At 45.9% G+C, this 17,033-nt stretch carries 14 protein-coding genes; 11 read left to right on the forward strand and 3 right to left on the reverse strand.

The genetic code is table 11. From position 1 onward, the window contains the following. Nucleotides 1–208 precede the first annotated feature (208 nt). The 3 genes from FY534_RS00875 to FY534_RS00885 all read right to left on the reverse strand — a co-directional run bounded on the left by FY534_RS00875 (nucleotide 209) and on the right by FY534_RS00885 (nucleotide 3,870). Nucleotides 209–1,807 (reverse strand): MDR family MFS transporter, encoded by a 1,599-nt coding sequence (locus tag FY534_RS00875; RefSeq protein ID WP_072874038.1) that lies wholly within the window; start codon nucleotides 1,805–1,807, stop codon nucleotides 209–211. Nucleotides 1,808–1,823: 16 nt separating this feature from the next. Then, nucleotides 1,824–2,321, reverse strand: coding sequence for a MarR family winged helix-turn-helix transcriptional regulator (locus FY534_RS00880; RefSeq protein WP_238413602.1), 498 nt, complete (start codon nucleotides 2,319–2,321; stop codon nucleotides 1,824–1,826). Between the two features lie 181 nt (nucleotides 2,322–2,502). After that, nucleotides 2,503–3,870, reverse strand: a complete 1,368-nt coding sequence (locus tag FY534_RS00885; protein WP_083574190.1) for an FAD-binding oxidoreductase — start codon at nucleotides 3,868–3,870, stop codon at nucleotides 2,503–2,505. A gap of 106 nt (nucleotides 3,871–3,976) precedes the next feature. Between FY534_RS00885 and FY534_RS00890 the strand changes: the two genes are divergently transcribed. The 11 genes from FY534_RS00890 (at nucleotide 3,977) to FY534_RS00940 (ending at nucleotide 17,004) form a co-directional block, all read left to right on the forward strand. After that, nucleotides 3,977–5,212 (forward strand): MFS transporter, encoded by a 1,236-nt coding sequence (locus tag FY534_RS00890; protein ID WP_072874037.1) that lies wholly within the window; start codon nucleotides 3,977–3,979, stop codon nucleotides 5,210–5,212. A gap of 198 nt (nucleotides 5,213–5,410) precedes the next feature. Beyond that, on the forward strand, nucleotides 5,411–6,325 hold the full coding sequence (locus FY534_RS00895) for an acetamidase/formamidase family protein (RefSeq protein ID WP_072874036.1): 915 nt from the start codon (nucleotides 5,411–5,413) through the stop codon (nucleotides 6,323–6,325). Nucleotides 6,326–6,337: 12 nt separating this feature from the next. Beyond that, nucleotides 6,338–7,726, forward strand: a complete 1,389-nt coding sequence (locus FY534_RS00900; RefSeq protein ID WP_083574189.1) for an APC family permease — start codon at nucleotides 6,338–6,340, stop codon at nucleotides 7,724–7,726. A gap of 158 nt (nucleotides 7,727–7,884) precedes the next feature. Further along, a complete protein-coding gene (locus tag FY534_RS00905; protein ID WP_255567420.1) occupies nucleotides 7,885–8,544 on the forward strand; it encodes a GntR family transcriptional regulator in 660 nt (219 codons plus the stop codon). Between the two features lie 36 nt (nucleotides 8,545–8,580). Next, nucleotides 8,581–10,146 carry an ABC transporter substrate-binding protein gene (locus FY534_RS00910; protein ID WP_072874033.1) on the forward strand — a complete coding sequence of 522 codons (1,566 nt, stop codon included), beginning with the start codon at nucleotides 8,581–8,583 and terminating at the stop codon, nucleotides 10,144–10,146. Between the two features lie 76 nt (nucleotides 10,147–10,222). Beyond that, the gene (locus FY534_RS00915; protein ID WP_072874032.1) at nucleotides 10,223–11,176 is read left to right on the forward strand and encodes an ABC transporter permease; all 954 of its coding nucleotides are present in this window, start codon (nucleotides 10,223–10,225) and stop codon (nucleotides 11,174–11,176) included. A gap of 2 nt (nucleotides 11,177–11,178) precedes the next feature. Beyond that, on the forward strand, nucleotides 11,179–12,069 hold the full coding sequence (locus FY534_RS00920) for an ABC transporter permease (RefSeq protein ID WP_083574187.1): 891 nt from the start codon (nucleotides 11,179–11,181) through the stop codon (nucleotides 12,067–12,069). A gap of 30 nt (nucleotides 12,070–12,099) precedes the next feature. After that, entirely contained in the window at nucleotides 12,100–13,707 is a 1,608-nt protein-coding gene (locus tag FY534_RS00925; RefSeq protein WP_072874031.1) for a gamma-glutamyltransferase family protein, read from the forward strand. Beyond that, complete coding sequence (locus FY534_RS00930) at nucleotides 13,701–14,306, forward strand: chromate transporter (RefSeq protein WP_072874030.1); 606 nt, start codon at nucleotides 13,701–13,703, stop codon at nucleotides 14,304–14,306. The genes FY534_RS00925 and FY534_RS00930 overlap by 7 nt, the downstream gene beginning before the upstream one ends. Continuing rightward, complete coding sequence (locus FY534_RS00935) at nucleotides 14,303–14,851, forward strand: chromate transporter (protein WP_072874029.1); 549 nt, start codon at nucleotides 14,303–14,305, stop codon at nucleotides 14,849–14,851. Before FY534_RS00930 ends, FY534_RS00935 begins: the two co-directional genes overlap by 4 nt. 122 nt (nucleotides 14,852–14,973) lie before the next feature. Then, nucleotides 14,974–17,004 carry a S53 family peptidase gene (locus FY534_RS00940; protein ID WP_072874028.1) on the forward strand — a complete coding sequence of 677 codons (2,031 nt, stop codon included), beginning with the start codon at nucleotides 14,974–14,976 and terminating at the stop codon, nucleotides 17,002–17,004. Nucleotides 17,005–17,033: the final 29 nt, after the last annotated feature.

Raw genomic sequence — 17,033 nt, forward strand, 5'->3', positions numbered from 1 at the left:
TCCTTGTCAAGAGATTCTGGTATTGCTTTATCTTATGAGAGTCAGCCGAAAATGAAATAGGCATTGATTCAACTGGGTGAAGCTATGTCATCAGTGTGTCGCTTCAAAGTTGTAAATCCGATGCTTCTCCTATCTATATTGAAAATATTGAAATGCCTCCTAAATCCACGGAATAGCGTGGAAGGAGGCATTTATATGCTACGGATGTTTAGTTTTTCTCTTCGAAGTATTCTTTTGATTTCAATTTCGTTTCCGGCAAGAAGAAGGTTCCAATAAAACAGAGAATGGCAAAAATCAATCCAACAGCAAAGAGGTGTTGAATGCCAAAAGTGAGAGATAATTTGATGGTATGCAGTAATTGGCGATAAAGCGCTTGACCGACTGAACCATAAGGGGCAAATTTTACGGCAATGGCTTTTTGAGCTTGCACAGTCAGCAAGGACTGCGGGTTAATGCTAGACAATTGGCTCGATAAAGAATGTAAGTCGGTTGGCAGGGACTGCTTAAATTTGGCAGAGAATGACTTGTCGAGGATGGAACCGAAAATGGGAGAAGCGATTACTCCACTGAGTGAGCTGACAAATTGTTGAGTTGAGTTGACAGTTCCCATCATGCTGTATGGAAAAGCGTTTTGCACCGCTACATTGAGCAGAGGCATTAAAGAACCAATACCCAGTCCAAGCACAATCATATTGATGACGACGGTTGACCAATGTGTATACAGGTTCATTTGATTGAGCAAAATTGAACCTACTACAATGATAGCTCCACTCACCCAGGCAAGTACACGATAACGTCCAGTGCGTGTCATCACTTGACCAGAAACGATACTACCGACAATGAAACTGAGCATCATAGGTGCCATTACCCAACCGCTGTCCTGAGCGTTTAGACCAACAACGCCTTGGACGTAAACGGGCAAAAACATAAGACTACCAAACATCGCCATTCCCACTAAAACACCAAGAATCAAAGACATACTGAAAATGCGATTTTTAAACAAGGTTGGAGAAAGAAGCGCATCTTCTGCTCGACGTTCCCAAATAAGAAAAATAACCAGAAAAAGAGCGCCGCCAGCAAAGAGGATAATTTCAACAGGTGATGTCCAAGCGTACTTGCTACCTGCCCAGGTAAATCCAAGTAAAATTGGCAAAAGGCCAATGACGAGTAAGACAGATCCGAGCCAGTCCACTTTAACTCGGTGTTCTGCTCGTACTTTGGGTAGTGTGAACAGAACGCCCAGAATGGCAAGCAACGCAAATGGTAGGTTGATGTAAAAGACCCAGCGCCAAGAGAAGGTATCCGTAATCCATCCACCCAAGGATGGCCCAATAATGCTGGATACCCCGAATACAGCCCCCATGACACCCATCCAACGACCACGTTCTTTAGGATCAAAAATATCTCCAACCGTTGCGCGTGGCATACTCATCATAGCGCCAGCGCCAATGCCCTGGAATGCGCGTGCCAAGATGAGTTCCATCATGGTATGGGACTGCCCAGATATGGCAGATCCGATTCCGAATACAGTGAGTCCGAATAAATAAAACGGTTTGCGGCCAAATACGTCCGATAGCTTTCCATAAATAGGAACAGTGATGGAAGAAGCCATCATATAAGCACTGAAAACCCAAGCGTAGAGTGAAAAGCCTTTTAAATCTCCAATGATGGTAGGCATAGCAGTGGAGACGACCGTTTGATCCATGGAAGAAAAAAACATGGTCAGAAGCACAGTCGCCAATGCCCACCATTTACGAGAACCAGTAATGCGGTTGGTCGTTTGCACTGCGGATGAATAGGTTGACAACAGTATCACCTCAAAATTAGGGTTTCGTCGAAAATGAATCCTGAGAAGATAGCTGATGAATTTCCATTTTTGTAGAAATTTCAGCCAGTTCCTCTAAGGCTTGAACAAAAACAACCGGATCGATGACTGTAACTTGACGCAGACAGTGTGCAAACACCTGTTCTCTCAGGTGCACTATTTTCTTCAAAATTTCTTCCCCGTCCGCTGTCAATGCAATATGAACTACGCGTCGATCGGAAGTATCACGGGTTCGTTCCACCCAACGGTGTTTTTCGAGTCGATCAAGCATGACTGTGACGGCACTCGGATTCACTTCCATCTTTTCGGCTAACTGAGAAACCGTGCAGACTTTTTGCTGATGAATGTAGTACAAGACGAACGCCTGCGTACGCGTAAGCCCTAAGTTGGCTCGTTGGACCATATGTTCACCTAGATTTTGCAGAATCATAAACAGTGATCGATCCATGGTTTGCACAAGTGCTTTCCAATCCGTTTCCAGAATAAATCCCCTCACAATTCCTTAGGACAATAAATTATATAGTATAAAATTTTCTATATCATATATTTTAATTATATAACTAAATTTTATCCAGTCAAGAACGGACTTTCTCATTTTTCTTTTAGCGCGATCACGAAAAAAAAATGGAACTCTTAGCTCCATCTAAATGTTGAGGATTCTTAAGTTAATGGGAGTGTCAATCGTCGACTAATTTACCGGGATTGAGGATGTCCAGAGGATCCAGTAAACGTTTTATTTCTCGCATCACTTCTAATGCAGTTCCGTGCTCTGCTTTTTGATAAGCGCGTTTGCCTAAACCGACGCCATGTTCTCCTGTACAAGTACCGCCTACAGACAATGCAAAATCGACCAAATGATGGGAAAGTTCTTGGGCGTGTTGTAAATCTTCTTTATCGTTAGGATTAACCATGAGGCTGACATGGAAATTACCATCTCCGACATGACCTAATATACCGCCGCGTATCTGTAATCGCCGTATCCACTCTTCCGCAAGCGATATGGCTTCAGGCAGTTTAGAAATGGGAACACAGACATCTGTGCTCATGTGTGACAAGCCAGGATAGCTACGCATTAAGGCGTAAGCGGCGTTGTGACGGGCCGTCCAAAGTTTTCGTCGTTCTTCCTCTATCCGTACAGCTGTAAATTTCAGGCAACCTTCTTCAAGGGCTATCGTTTCAGCGAGCTTAACATCCGCTAGGATACTGGAGGATGTTCCAGAAAACTCCAAAAATAGGGTAGGTGTTTCAGTGTACGCAGTGCCAAGTTGTCGATTGATAATTTCAAGATACTGTTGACTTACCAGTTCACAACGCGTCAATAAGACACCCGTACCTATGAGGCTACAGACTGTTTTGACAGCCGACTGAACACTAGAAAATTCCGCTGCTGCTGCCATGTTTTGCTCAGGAATTCCGTAAATTCTGAGCCAAATTTTGCTGAATATCCCAAGTGTACCTTCAGAACCTACAAAAAGTTCGGTCAGGTGATAACCCGAACTCGATTTGGCTGCCAGTGAGTTGGTATGAATGATTTGCCCATTTGCTAGTACCACTTCAAGTGCTTGTACGTTGTTTTTCATGCCGCCGTAACGGACAGTGGTAGTACCACTGGCGTTTGTGGCAGCCATACCACCTATTGTTGCGTCTGCACCGGGATCGACCGGAAAAAAGAGGCCAAACGGACGCAGGTAATCATTGAGGGCTTGGCGGGTGACACCAGGCTCTACGCAAACCAAAAAATCGTCTGGCCGGACTTCTAAGATGCGATTCATACGTGTCAAGTCCAGTGAAATCCCGCCTTTTATAGGTATGACATGTCCTTCCAAACTGGAACCAGCGCCAAATGCCACGATGGGGATGGAGTATTGACGCGCAAATTCCATCGTGTGGCAGATGTCTGAAAGTGATTCAGCAAACACTACTGCGTCTGGCAGATGGGGTGAATGATAAGATTCATCTTGCGCATGCGTACTGCGCACACTTTCGTTGAAGCTGACTTTGTCACGACCTAATTGATTTTGCAGCCATACCCAATCTATATTCATGGTTTCACTCACGCCTTTCTATCGAAAGAACATTCTTTTTTGAATTGACGATATAATTGCAGTGGGAGTCAGAATATTATTTGTATTTTATCGAGAGGTGATGATGATGTCGACTGCTTCGCAAGCAACAGCGCCAGCGGAAAAGCAGGGGCTGGCCATGAAAGCGCTTATTTCCATTGCGCTGGTCTGGGCGTTTGACGCTATGGACTTTTCTATTCTTACTTTCGTTTTAATTGATATTATGAAAGACTATCACGTTCCGCTGACACTTGCTGCAGCGGTTTCTTCCGCAACAACATTTGCTAGGCTTGGCGGGGGATTTTTAGGTGGGCTTTTAGGCGACGCCAGAGGTCGCAAAGTAAGCCTGCTCATCTCCATTGTCTGGTTTAGTGTTTTTGAGTTTCTTACGGGTTTTTCAATTGGCTTTACGCTGCTCTTTATTGTGCGTATTCTTTACGGCCTTGGCATGGGTTCCATGTATGCTAGCGGTACCCCGATGCTCATGGAATTGATGCCTGCCAAGTGGAGAGGATTAGCATCTGGATTAATGCAATCTGGCTTCTCATTTGGCTATATTTTTGCCGCCATTCTATATCGAGTCTGGTATAGCAGTCTTGGTTGGCACAAGTTATTCTTTATTGCCTGTATTCCGGCTTTGCTCGTAGCTCTTTACATATGGCGGGCTTTGCCTGAATCAGCCCGTTGGCAAGAAACGCAGAAAAAAACTGGCAAACGTGTTCCAGTATCAGCTCTCTTTGGCAAGGGGCGTACATGGAACACTTTGCATGCCGCCATCATTGCCATTATCGCTTTTAGTGTGACATATCCAATTAACGTGTTTTATGCCACTTTACTCAAAGAAAAAGGTCATTTTTTACCTGCTGTAATTGCAAATACTATTATTATTCTGAACGTGGCGGGTATTCTTGGCAATTTGATTGGTGGATGGGTATCTGACAAAGTAGGTCGGCGTTGGACACTCGTGGTCTCTGCTCTTGGAACGATTGCCAGTTCATTTGTCTTTTTGCACATCTCCAACCAGGCCGATCGTGATATTTTTACTTTCTTAATAGGATTTTTCTCTATTGGTGGAGTTTGGTCAGTGATTCCTACTTATCTGGCCGAACATTTTCCAACGAGTGTACGTTCAACAGGGCAAGGAACCACCTACCATTTTGGAGCGGCGCTTGGCGGAGCCGTTGTACCTCTGATTGTCTCGGCTGTCGCGCCATCCGTTGGCGGACTGGCGTCATCTATGACCTATTCAGTGGCGATTGCCTCTATCTTGGTATTGATTTTTGCCTTCCTATGGCGTGAATCAAAAGGGGAAATACTCGAATAGAAGAGGGTTCTGATTGCAAACCTGCTCTTCACAAGGAGAAGTGCAGGTTTTTTCTTTCGGCACCATTCAAAACGTTGAAACCTCGTAGTACAATTCATTTAGCCTGAATCCTCTAAATATTTTAAGAGAATATCAGGGGAAGTGCATATCTGTAGAGGCTTGAGAGTATTTTTCGAGAGACAAAGGAGGCTACATTCGGTGTACAGAGTTTCAAAAGAACATGTCATTTATCAAATGTCAGCTAAACATCCCCCAGTCCTTCGCGTACCTGATGGAAGTCGTGTTGTCTTTGAAACCTGTGATTGTTTTGAAGATCAAATTCAAAGCGAAGATATGGACTTTGGGACATTGGACTGGGAACGCATCAACCCAGCAAGCGGTCCAGTTTATGTAGAAGGAGCAGAACCGGGAGATTTGTTGTTGGTGAATATTGAACATATTCATCTTGCCCGTCAGGGTGTGATGACGACAGGTCCTGGACTAGGTGTTTTAGGGGATGAATTGCAGGAAAATGTCATCCGTGTCGTACCGATTGAAAACCAGCGGGTGATATTTTCTGAAGATATTTCCATATCTGTTTCTCCTATGATTGGCGTGATTGGCACAGCTCCTCCCGAAGATCAATCGATTGCATGTGGTACGCCTGGTTTTCACGGTGGCAATATGGATTGCAAACGCATAACGAGAGGGGCCACACTTGTATTGCCGGTCAATGTACCAGGAGCGTTGCTTGCCATGGGAGACTTGCATGCATGTATGGGTGATGGAGAGGTAGCAGTTTGTGGTGTGGAAATTGCTGGGGAAGTAACGGTTAGTCTGCATATCCTGAAAAATCGTTCCTGGCCAGCGCCCATGCTTTTTCATGAGGACAGTGTGATGACGATTGCTTCGGCACTTACATTAGATGAAGCGGCAATTATGGCAACCAAGCAAATGGTTGACTGGTTACAACAGGAATGTGGTTTATCAAGGAGTGAATCTATTTTCCTGCTTTCCGCCGGATCGGACGTAAGAATATGTCAGATTGTCGATCCGTTGAAAACCGTACGAGTTGAACTGCCCAAAAAACACTTGGCAGCTTATTCTCCATTCATACCGAAGTTTTCAGCATAGGAGATGTTTAAGATGTCGCAACCCTTGCATAAAAATGGCCTATCCTTATTAGAAACCATGGCCATATCAGTCGCCATTATGGCTCCTACAGCAGCCATGGCTCTAAACGGTTCTCTTGCAGCCAGTATTGCCGGGGTTAGTGTACCGCTGACCTTTCTTCTGGCTATGGTGACCATTGGACTTGTCGCTTTTGCTTTTGTACAGTTTAATCGACATTTCTCAAGTAGTGGTTCAGTTTATGCTTTTACAACCGCGTCGTTAGGCCCGCGGGCAGGTTTTTTATCTGGATGGGCTCTGCTTCTTACGTATCTTGCTTTTACAGGAGCATCGGGTGCAGAGGTAGGAGCTTTCCTCCAGAGTTTCCTGGGGATTCTTAACATGCATATCAGTTGGGTGCCACTTGCCGTTGCAGCTACTTTGCTCATTTGGCTGTTGGCATTTCTTGAAGTGCGTATTTCGGCGCGTGTCATGCTGGTGTTTGAAGGAATTTCGATGCTGCTGATTCTCATTTTAACGGTTGTGATTCTTGGACGGGGCGGTGCTGCAGGGCATCTCAGCGCCTTACCTTTCACACTTGGTGGGAATCGCTTTTCAGCCATTGGTTTAGCATCTGTTTTCGCCTTTCTTTCTTTTGCAGGCTTTGAGGGAGCATCAAGCTTGGGCGAGGAGACAGCCAATGCCAAGCGGGCCATTCCTATGGCCATTGCTTCCGCAGTCTTTGTTACAGGTATCTTTTATGTATTAGTCAGCTACGCGCAATCTCTAGGATTCGGATTAACTGCGGCTGGTGTCAAAACATTTGCTAATTCTTCAGCTCCGCTTGGTTATCTGGCTCAACATTACATGAGCAGTGGTTTTGCGGCAGCAATCATGTTTGGTGCGGCCATGTCAGCCTTCTCAAGTGGATTGGGAACTGCTACAACCGGCTCGCGATTGCTCTATTCTATGGGGCGGGATGGTTTTTTAAACAGTAAGTTAGGAGACGTGCATAAACGGTTTCGTTCCCCTTATGTAGCGTTGGCCGTAGTCATGGTGATAGCTCTTTTGGAGATGCTGGCTCTTGCCAAGCAAACAGGAACAAACGTCTTTGGTTACTATGGAACACTTGGTGTTTTGTCACTTTTGCTTGCTTATTTGGCTACCAATATAGGTGCTATATTTTACTTCACGCGAAAGCGGATTTGGCGATCCGGTATCTTGGTGGTTCCTGCTCTTGCTGTGTTGGCGCTCGCTTACACGCTCTATTCCAACCTGTACCCGGTTCCAGCAGCTCCCTACAATTGGTTCCCTTATATTGTTCTCGCTTGGCTTTTGTTAGGCGTCATTGTGATTTGGGTAAGCCCGCAAATGGTCAAAACCATCGCACGTCGTTTGGCGGAAGAAAGTGACATTTCTCTCTAAAACTTTTTACGGAATTCTTAAGTCTTTTAGAATGATTGATTGACAGGACAGAATATTCAAAACTATACTTCATTTAGATGTTGTATAGTCGACGGTCGACCGTCGACTATACAACGGACTCTGAACGTAGAAAAGGGTGATGTATTCTGTCCGATCCAATCGTACAGCGTGCTGATGTACTTTCTGCACAAGTCTACCGCTACTTAAAACAAGAGATTCTCAGTGGGAGACTGGCGCCAGGCGAAAAATTGGTTGAATCGCGTTTGGCCAAAGAATTTAGTACGAGCCGAACACCGATTCGCGAGGCGTTACGCATGCTGGTGGTCGAACAACTGGTCAAAGAAGGAGAGGGAAGTTTACGCGTTTTTGAACCCTCGTACGCAGATTTCTATGAAATCTATGAACTGCGCCTGTCTATGGAACCGTATGCTGCTAAATTAGCTGCTGCTCGTTGGGATGAAGATATTGCTTTGCGTATCACAGACAATTTGCAGCAAACCTCAGCGGTATTGGAGGGTCAGAGACGGATCGACATTATTCAATTAAACTCTGAATTTCACCAGTGTATTTGGGAAGCGTGTCGTAATACTAGAATTCAGCGCATGCTGGAAAATGTCTCGACATTGATTCAGTACTACTGTTTGCTGGTGCTGCGCATCAATCAATTACAAACGAATCTATTTGCGGAACACACAGCTATTTGGCAGGCTATTGCTAGTGGTGACGGAGAGTTGGCGTATCAGCGCATGCAGGACCATGTAGAAAAAGATCTGCGCATTCTCGATGTAGCTCGCCAAGAAGGGCGTATGCAAAGATAAGCGTAAATAGGGATGTAGATGAGGGGGATTCCCGTAATGAGAAAAGTCAAACATGCAGCTAAAATTTTCGGAATTATTGCAACAGCGGGATTATTGACCGCCTGTGGCAGTCAGAGTTCAGGAAGCAATGCTTCTAGCAATTCAAGTACCACTCCTGCGGCTAACACATCTGCTTCTACAAGTACACTCTATGTTGGACTCTCGGCAGACCCACCTAAACTTGATCCTGCTCTTTCCAGCGCACTGGTTGATCGTCAAGTCATGATGAATATTTATGACACGTTGTTTAGATTAACTTCCACAAAATCGATTGTCCCGGATTTGGTAAAAAATTATACTGTCAGCAACAACGGCTTGACGTATACTTTTTACCTTCACCAGCATGTCACGTTTCAAGATGGTACACCGTTCAACGCTGCGGCTGTCAAATTCAATTTGGAGCGCGATATGAGCAAGCTCTCTCCGCGGCGCAGTTCGCTTTTGGATATAGCAAGTATTGATACACCCAGCAACGATACGGTAGTACTCCACTTAAAGCAACCTTTTAGTCCGCTCTTGGCCATACTCGCCGGTCGCGCAGGGATGATGGTGTCACCCACTGCTGTTCAAAAAGAGGGCGCCAATTTTGTGAACGATCCGGTCGGCACGGGACCATTTATGTTTAAAGATCGTATCAAAGGCGACCATATCACGTTAATCCGAAATCCTCACTACTGGAATGGTGAACCCAAACTGAAGAAAATTGTCTTTAAAATTTTTACCGATCCCAATGTGGAGTTAGCCAATTTGGAAAGTGGCGCGGTGCAAATCATTGATACGGTTCCACCTCAACAGTTAAGTTCCCTATCCAGTAATCCTGCCTATGTAGTATCGAATACACCAGGACTTGGGTATCAAGGTTTCTATTTAAATTGTTTGACGCCTCCTTTTAACAATGTTGATCTTCGAGAGGCTGTTAATTTGGCCATCAATCGTCAGACGCTGGTCAACGCTATGTTGAAAGGGTCGGCTGTTCCTGGATACAGCCCATTCTCACCTGCCTCTCCAGTTTACTCCGTAAGTGAGGATACACCGCCGACGCCTAATGCCACAGAAATTCATGCACTGCTTGTCAAAGGCGGCAAACCGAATGGATTTAGCTTTACTATGCAGACAGCTAACGATCCGGTTGATCAGCAAATTGCGACCATTATTCAAAGTATGCTTGGTCAGTATGGTATCAAGATGAACATTGAACAATTAGAGTTTGGTACCTTACTAGGCAATGCTGACAATCATAATTTCCAAGGTTCAATGCTAGGCTGGTCAGGCCGACTAGATCCGGATCAAGACATTTATAGTTTCCTTATCACCAACGGATCGCTCAATAATTCTGGGTACTCCAATCCACAGGTTGACGCGTTGCTGAATGAAGCGCGACAGGTTTCCAGCATGTCTGAACGTAAGGCGCTCTATAAACAAGTCATAAATATTGTTCATCAGGATGCTCCTTATGTGTACCTCTACCATCAAAACAATATTTTTGCCTATACCAACAAGTTGCATGGATTTAAAGCGTATGCGGATGGAGTTTTGCGCTTACAAAATGTTTACCTGTCCTAAAAAGAGCCATGCGCGCGGGGGCAGATTTCTATAGGGTTATTACATTTGTGCCAACGGCAGCGAGAGGTGAGTTCGTATGGCTTATATAGTCAGGCGCGTATTGACTGCAATACCTGTACTTTGGATTGTCTCTATAATCGTGTTTTTACTCATTCATCTTATTCCTGGCAATCCTGCTCAAGTTATTCTTGGGCAGGATGCCACTCCTACTGCCATTGCTGCTCTGACAGCACAGTTAGGTCTCAATAAACCGTTACCCATTCAATATATTCAATGGCTTGGGCAAGTACTGCAAGGCAATCTGGGAAAGTCTTTGCTAGATGGGGAATCTGTCAATCATCTCATCATGCAACGTTTACCTGTGACTGTTGAACTGGCGGTATGCACCATTCTGGTGGCACTGTTAATTGCTTTTCCGATGGGGATTTTGGCTGCTGTTTTTCGTGGCAAGTGGTTAGATGTAACCGCACTGTTCAGTGCTACGGTAGGTATTGCTGTGCCTCCTTTTTGGATTGGTATCTTGTTTTTGCTGTTATTTACGGTGCGTGTGCACTGGTTTCCATCTTCAGGATATGTACCAATTTGGCAGAATCCATTGCAAAATTTACAGAGTATGGTTTTACCTGCAGTTGCCACAGGCATTCGTGAAGCGGCTGTGCTCATGCGCATGTTACGCGGTGCGCTCCTGGATGTCTTGGACATGGATTTTATTCGAACAGCACGGGCTAAAGGAATGTCAGGTTATGGTGTCATCATTCATCATGCTTTAAAGAACGCTCTTATTCCTGTCATTACTACAGGCGGTTTACAAATTGCTGGTTTACTTGGCGGGTTGGTTATTACGGAGACCATTTTCTCTCTCCCTGGTTTTGGAAGTTTGCTTGTGCAAAGTGTCTTTAGCCGCGACTACACAACTGTGCAAGGAACCGCCTTGATAGCAGCAGTTGCTGTGGTGTTGGTGAACTTGGTTGTAGATGTGCTTTACAGCGTGGTTGATCCACGCATTCAACTGGGAGGGAGGTCAGCGTAGAGATGGCTCAAGTTGAAATCACCCACTCAGAGCTTCATAGTGAGACACGCCTGCTGCGAAAAAATCGTTGGCGACATTTGCGCAAGAATGTTTCATTGTGGACGGGTGCTATATTAGTGGCCATGGTGATCATCATCGCAATTTTTGCTCCCTGGCTCACTCCTTTCTCGCCTATACAATTGAATTATTCAGCGATTCTTCAAGCACCGAATGCTACCCACTGGTTTGGCACAGATGAACTCGGAAGAGATGTTTTAACCCGGGTATTTTTTGGGGCTCGAACTTCTATGGAAGTTTCTATTGGTTCTGTGGTCATTTCACTTGTAATAGGAATTCCGGTAGGCCTTTTGAGTGGATTTTATCGAGGTATTGTTGATGAATGGTTGGTCATGCGTGTGGTGGATGCTATTCAAGCTTTTCCATTTTTAATTCTTTCTTTGGTTTTGGCAGCCATGTTAGGACCGGGTATTCGTAATGCGACATTCGCTATTGCAGTTGGATATATTCCTGTTTTTGTTCGAACAGTGCGTGGTCAGGTTTTGCTCGAGATGGAGAAAGAATATATCCAATCGGCGCGCGCACTGGGGGCGAGAGATTGGCGAATTATGTTGCGTCATGTTTTCCCCAATATTACAACGCCGTTGATTATTCAAGCTACATTGGCGGTTGCCTCGGGAATCGTGGCAGAAGCGAGCCTTTCCTATCTTGGCCTGGGAGCACAGCCACCTACTCCAAGTTGGGGCTCCATGTTACACACAGCGCAAGGCTATCTGACGGAAGCGCCTTGGTTAGCGATTGTACCAGGTATTGCTATTGCTGTAGCGGTCCTCGGTTTTAATCTGCTCGGTGACGGATTGCAAATCTGGCTTGATCCGCGAAAGCGTAGAAGTTGAAGGTTGTTATTATGAAGGGAGATTGCCATTATGCTCAATTTTGACCCGCTCTATCATCCCTATCCCTCACGCCGTATGACCGTTTATGGAAGACGCGGTATGGTGGCAACTTCCCACCCGCTTGCTGCCCAGGCTGGATTAGCCGTACTTCAGGCAGGAGGGAACGCTATGGATGCGGCGGTAGCTACTGCAGCAGCACTGACTGTTGTAGAACCCACCTCTAACGGAATTGGCAGTGATGCCTTTGCCCTTATCTGGCATCAGGGGAAACTTCATGGATTAAATTCCTCTGGTCCTTCTGCCAACGCATTGAACATCAAAAAAGTTAAATCTATGGGATATCAAGAAATGCCCGTCTATGGCTGGTTACCCGTTACCGTCCCTGGTGCACCAGCGGCCTGGGCAGCTGTTTCTAAAAAATTTGGTCGTCTGCCTTTCTCTAAAGTACTTGCACCGGCCATTGAACTGGCTGAACAAGGGCATCCCGTTGCTCCAATAGCAGGTAAGTATTGGAATAGAGCTTATCAAGCTTATCAAAAAAAACTGCAGGGAAACTTGTTTGAAGAATGGTTTCATACATTTGCGCCCCATGGACGACCACCGCAACCTGGTGAAATCTGGAGGTCTCCTGGTCATGCACGCACTTTAATTGAGATTGCAGAAACACAAGCAGAATCCTTTTATCGCGGTCGAATTGCTGAACAAATTGTACAGCATGCTGCTGCGACAGGAGGATTTTTGAGTATTGAAGATTTGGGAAGCTATTCTCCGGAATGGGTCGATCCGATTTCCATTCGCTATCGTGGTTATGATGTCTGGGAAATTCCACCCAACGGGCAAGGCATTGTGGCTCTTATGGCCTTAGGAATGCTGGCTGAAGATGAATTAGCCGGTCGAGAAAATGAGTGGGTTCTCCATTTGTCCATAGAAGCTATTAAGAAAGCTTTTCAAATTGCCAAAGAAGAAGTGACGGATGCCCGATGGATGCGAACAACTAAGGAAGACCTGTTGTCTAGTGAAAAACTGCGCGCCTGTCGGCAGCAAATTGGAACAGAAGCCAAGCAGCCTGGAATACAACCAGACGCTGGTGGAACCGTTTATCTAGCCACTGCAGATGGCGAAGGGAACATGGTTTCCTTTATCCAAAGTAATTATATGGGTTTTGGATCAGGTGTGGTGGTGCCTGGAACAGGCATTTCTCTGCAAAATCGCGGCCATACTTTTTCGCTCAACGAACAACATATCAACGCACTGGCTCCTGGTAAGCGCACGTATCACACGATTATACCAGGTTTTTTGAGCAAAGATGGCGAAGCAATGGGGCCGTTTGGTGTGATGGGCGGTTTTATGCAACCGCAAGGTCACCTGCAGGTCTTACAGAATGTACTTGACTTCCAATTAAATCCTCAGGCTGCGCTTGATGCGCCTCGCTGGCAATGGGTAGAAGGAAATCGAGTTCAAATTGAACGCAACGTTCCTGCACATGTGGCAGAAGCGCTCAGTCAGCGTGGGCATGAACTGCAAATTATGAACGATGGTGGCAGCTTTGGCCGAGGGCAAATCATTTGGAGAAGAGCAGACGGGGTCTTAGCTGGTGCGACTGAACCACGTACAGACGGATGTGTGGCTGCATGGTAGAAAAAAAGGGGAATTTACGTGAATTGATGACAGCCATGTTGCGAGTGGGGATTGTTGGTTATGGTGGCGGTCCTGCCACCATGACGCTTTTTCGCTACGAGGCGGTAACACGTTATCAGTGGTTGGATGACTCTGAATTCGCAGAAATTCTGGCCTTGGCTAATACGTTACCGGGACCCATGGCTACTAAGATGGCTGCCTATTTTGGATTTCGAATCGGTGGGTGGCTGGGAGCTTTACTGGGCGTTCTGGCACATATTTTACCTTCCACATTGTTGGTTGTGCTCTTCTTTGGAATAATTAATCACTATCGCTCTTACCATGCAGTGCGTCTGATGATTGCGGCGGTCAATCCGGTAATATCCGTTTTGCTCGGTATGCTTGCCTACGATTTTACTCGCAAATCGATACAATCGCTGCGCTGGCCTGCTGCATTTTTAGGTGTTCTAGCTGCTTTAGGTTGCCTGCTATGGTTACGCATACCTGATGCGGTGGTTGTCTTGGCTTTTCTCGCATTTGGTGCTCTGATTGGACAAACGGGCAAACTGTCTCGATGGATGGATAAAAGCGGATCGGCCAAAGGGGGAAAAGACGTTTGACAGGAGCGTTATTGATAGGTTTTTTCATCGCGAATTTGCTGGGCTACGGCGGGGGGCCCTCATCTATTCCGCTGATGGAAGCGCAAATAGTGAATCACTATCATTGGATGAGTGCTGGAGATTTTGCAAATGTGCTCGCTGTTGCCAATGCACTTCCTGGTCCGGTAGCGACTAAAATAGCTGCTGCTGTGGGCTACAGCAAAGGAGGAGCTGTGGGTGCCTTGGCAGCACTTTTGGCAACCATTGTGCCATCCGCAATAGCTTTAATCGTTATGCTAAGGCTTGTGGATAAGTTTCGTCAATCGGCTGTGGTGAAAGGAATGACACGTTGGATTTTACCGGTGATCACGGTACTTATGGGTATTCTTACCTGGCAGGTATTAGAAACCGGTGCGCGTACTCTTGGCTGGGTACAAGATTTACTGATTGCCGCTGTGTCGTTGTTCTTTATCCGTTTTCTCAAGGTACATCCAGCTTTTGTGATTGTAGGAGCATTTTTATATGGAGGTTTTTTATTGCCACATTTCTCGCATGTTCTTTCTTAAATATGTATTAAAATTCATTATTAAGTCGATAAATTTAGACAAAAAATTCTATTGCGTCTATATCAAATATTCAGTAGACTTGATTTCGAGGTTTTGATTTCAGCCTGTAGGGGGAACATTGAATGGGGAAAAAAAAGTACGCTGGTGCATTGCTGGCCACGCTAGCCACATCGATGATTGGCTTGCAGGGTATGTCTGCACCACCGCAACAGACGGTAACCTTACAACAGGGCATAGGTCCAGCCGTGGTACCGCATGCCACCGTGTTCGGCAATACTCCAGCGAATACTCCAGTCACCGTATCCATTATTTTAAAGACCCAAAATACCGCAGCGTTGCAACAGTTTATTCAGAATAGTACAACTCCGGGTAATCCCCAGTTCCACCAGTTTATGAGTACCGCTCAGTTTGCTCAACAATTTGGGCAACCTCAGTCCGTTATTCAAGCTATAGTAAACTATTTTCAATCATTTGGCATTACCGCCTATGTTTATCCTAATAATCTTGATATTACATTAAACGGAACAGCAGGTGAGTTTGACCAAGCATTCAGCGTCAATTTAGAGAATATGGGACTCCAAGGGCAAAACTTTCACGGTGTTCCCGGTCCTCCGAAAGTACCCGCCAATGTGGGTTCACCTATTTTAGCCGTACTTGGGTTGACCAACTATAGCCCTTTTGTATCCAATGCTGTACGCGTACCACAGTCTGTTTTAAGTAAACTTCCCAACCGTGGTTCTTCTTCTAATACACCACCTACGGGTGTTGTGACACCACAACAGATGGAGAAACTATACAATATTACGCCGTTGCAGTCGCAAGGAGATGAGGGTCAGGGCGAGACCATAGGTATTGTCACCTTGGCCAGTGTTTATCCGGATGATCCATACAAGTTCTGGCAGGGGTATGGCATTTCCGTCAAACCTAATCGCATAAATTATATCAATGTTGATGGTGGTTCAGGCGCTCCTTCAGAAGCTGCTGGATCGAGCGAAACGGCATTAGACATTGAACAGTCAGGTGCTATTGCTCCACAAGCCAATATTGATGTCTATGAAGCGCCGAATACGGATTATGGATTTGTAGATGCATTTTTCAATGCGATTTCGAGCAACCAAGTCGACTCTCTGTCTGCTAGCTGGGGTGAGAGCGAAACCATTATTAACTATTTGATTCAGCAAGGCGAAGAATCTCCAGGCTATGCTCAGTCTTTCAATGAAGTGTTTATGGAAGCGGCTGCACAAGGTATCAGCACGTTTATTGCAGCCGGAGATCAAGGTGCCTATGATGCCATTAACGACACAGGTTATGGGACGACAACCAATCTGGCAGTGGATGATCCGGCAGACAGTCCATATGTGACGGCTGCTGGTGGAACTACATTGCCTTGGTCTGATATTCCTAACAACTTTGGCAGTTCTCTAGGCATACCTGACTCGGTGGTCACTACACAGCGGGCTTGGGGCTGGGATTATCTCTGGCCATACTACAGCATCTTTGGAGCTAGCAGTGAAGCGAGCTTTGCGCCCAACTTCATTGCTGGCGGCGGTGGAGGATATAGCGTTATCTTCTCCCAACCTTGGTATCAAAACGGCGTGCCAGGAGTATCACAGTATCATGCAGTACCTTATTTAACTCCTATTGATAAAGATACTTCATGGAGCTTTAATCCGAATCCATCTGTCATTTCTGGACGTTCTAATGGTGGGCGGGCTATGCCGGATATTGCCATGAATGCCGATCCGTTCACAGGCTATAACATTTACAGTACCACATTTGGCGCTGGTCAGGAGTGGGGAAGTGGCTGGGGTGGAACCAGCTTTGTGGCTCCACAGTTAAACGGCATCGCTTCTCTCATTGATGCGAAAGTGGGTGGACGAGTAGGATTTTGGAATCCGCAAGTCTATCAATTTGCTCAACAGCCAAATTCTCCATTCACTCCCATGAATGCGACAGGTACGAGCAATGACAATCTTTACTACACGGGGACGGCGGGGACTGTATGGAATCCGGCAACAGGTCTTGGTTACCCGAATGTAGCAGATTTGGCGCAGTCGTTTGCTTCGGAATCTGAAGGGCCAGCTGCAACTGGACCGGCAGCACCAACGCCTCCTCCGGGACCTGGTGCTCCAAATGGCCCAGCGGGTCCATAAGCATAAGTCCTAAAAGGATTCTATCACTT

This window comes from Alicyclobacillus sp. TC (genome assembly GCF_016804365.1).
In the GTDB taxonomy this organism is placed as follows: domain Bacteria; phylum Bacillota; class Bacilli; order Alicyclobacillales; family Alicyclobacillaceae; genus Alicyclobacillus_I; species Alicyclobacillus_I tolerans.

What these genes read in the sequence shown, in the direction of transcription:
- FY534_RS00890 (WP_072874037.1), top strand. Translation starts at nt 3,977, where the DNA reads ATGTCGACTGCTTCGCAAGCAACAGCGCCAGCGGAAAAGCAGGGGCTG.
- FY534_RS00930 (WP_072874030.1), top strand. Translation starts at nt 13,701, where the DNA reads ATGGTAGAAAAAAAGGGGAATTTACGTGAATTGATGACAGCCATGTTG.
- FY534_RS00920 (WP_083574187.1), top strand. Translation starts at nt 11,179, where the DNA reads ATGGCTCAAGTTGAAATCACCCACTCAGAGCTTCATAGTGAGACACGC.
- FY534_RS00910 (WP_072874033.1), top strand. Translation starts at nt 8,581, where the DNA reads ATGAGAAAAGTCAAACATGCAGCTAAAATTTTCGGAATTATTGCAACA.
- FY534_RS00925 (WP_072874031.1), top strand. Translation starts at nt 12,100, where the DNA reads ATGCTCAATTTTGACCCGCTCTATCATCCCTATCCCTCACGCCGTATG.
- FY534_RS00900 (WP_083574189.1), top strand. Translation starts at nt 6,338, where the DNA reads ATGTCGCAACCCTTGCATAAAAATGGCCTATCCTTATTAGAAACCATG.
- FY534_RS00915 (WP_072874032.1), top strand. Translation starts at nt 10,223, where the DNA reads ATGGCTTATATAGTCAGGCGCGTATTGACTGCAATACCTGTACTTTGG.
- FY534_RS00940 (WP_072874028.1), top strand. Translation starts at nt 14,974, where the DNA reads ATGGGGAAAAAAAAGTACGCTGGTGCATTGCTGGCCACGCTAGCCACA.
- FY534_RS00885 (WP_083574190.1), bottom strand. Translation starts at nt 3,870, where the DNA reads ATGAATATAGATTGGGTATGGCTGCAAAATCAATTAGGTCGTGACAAA.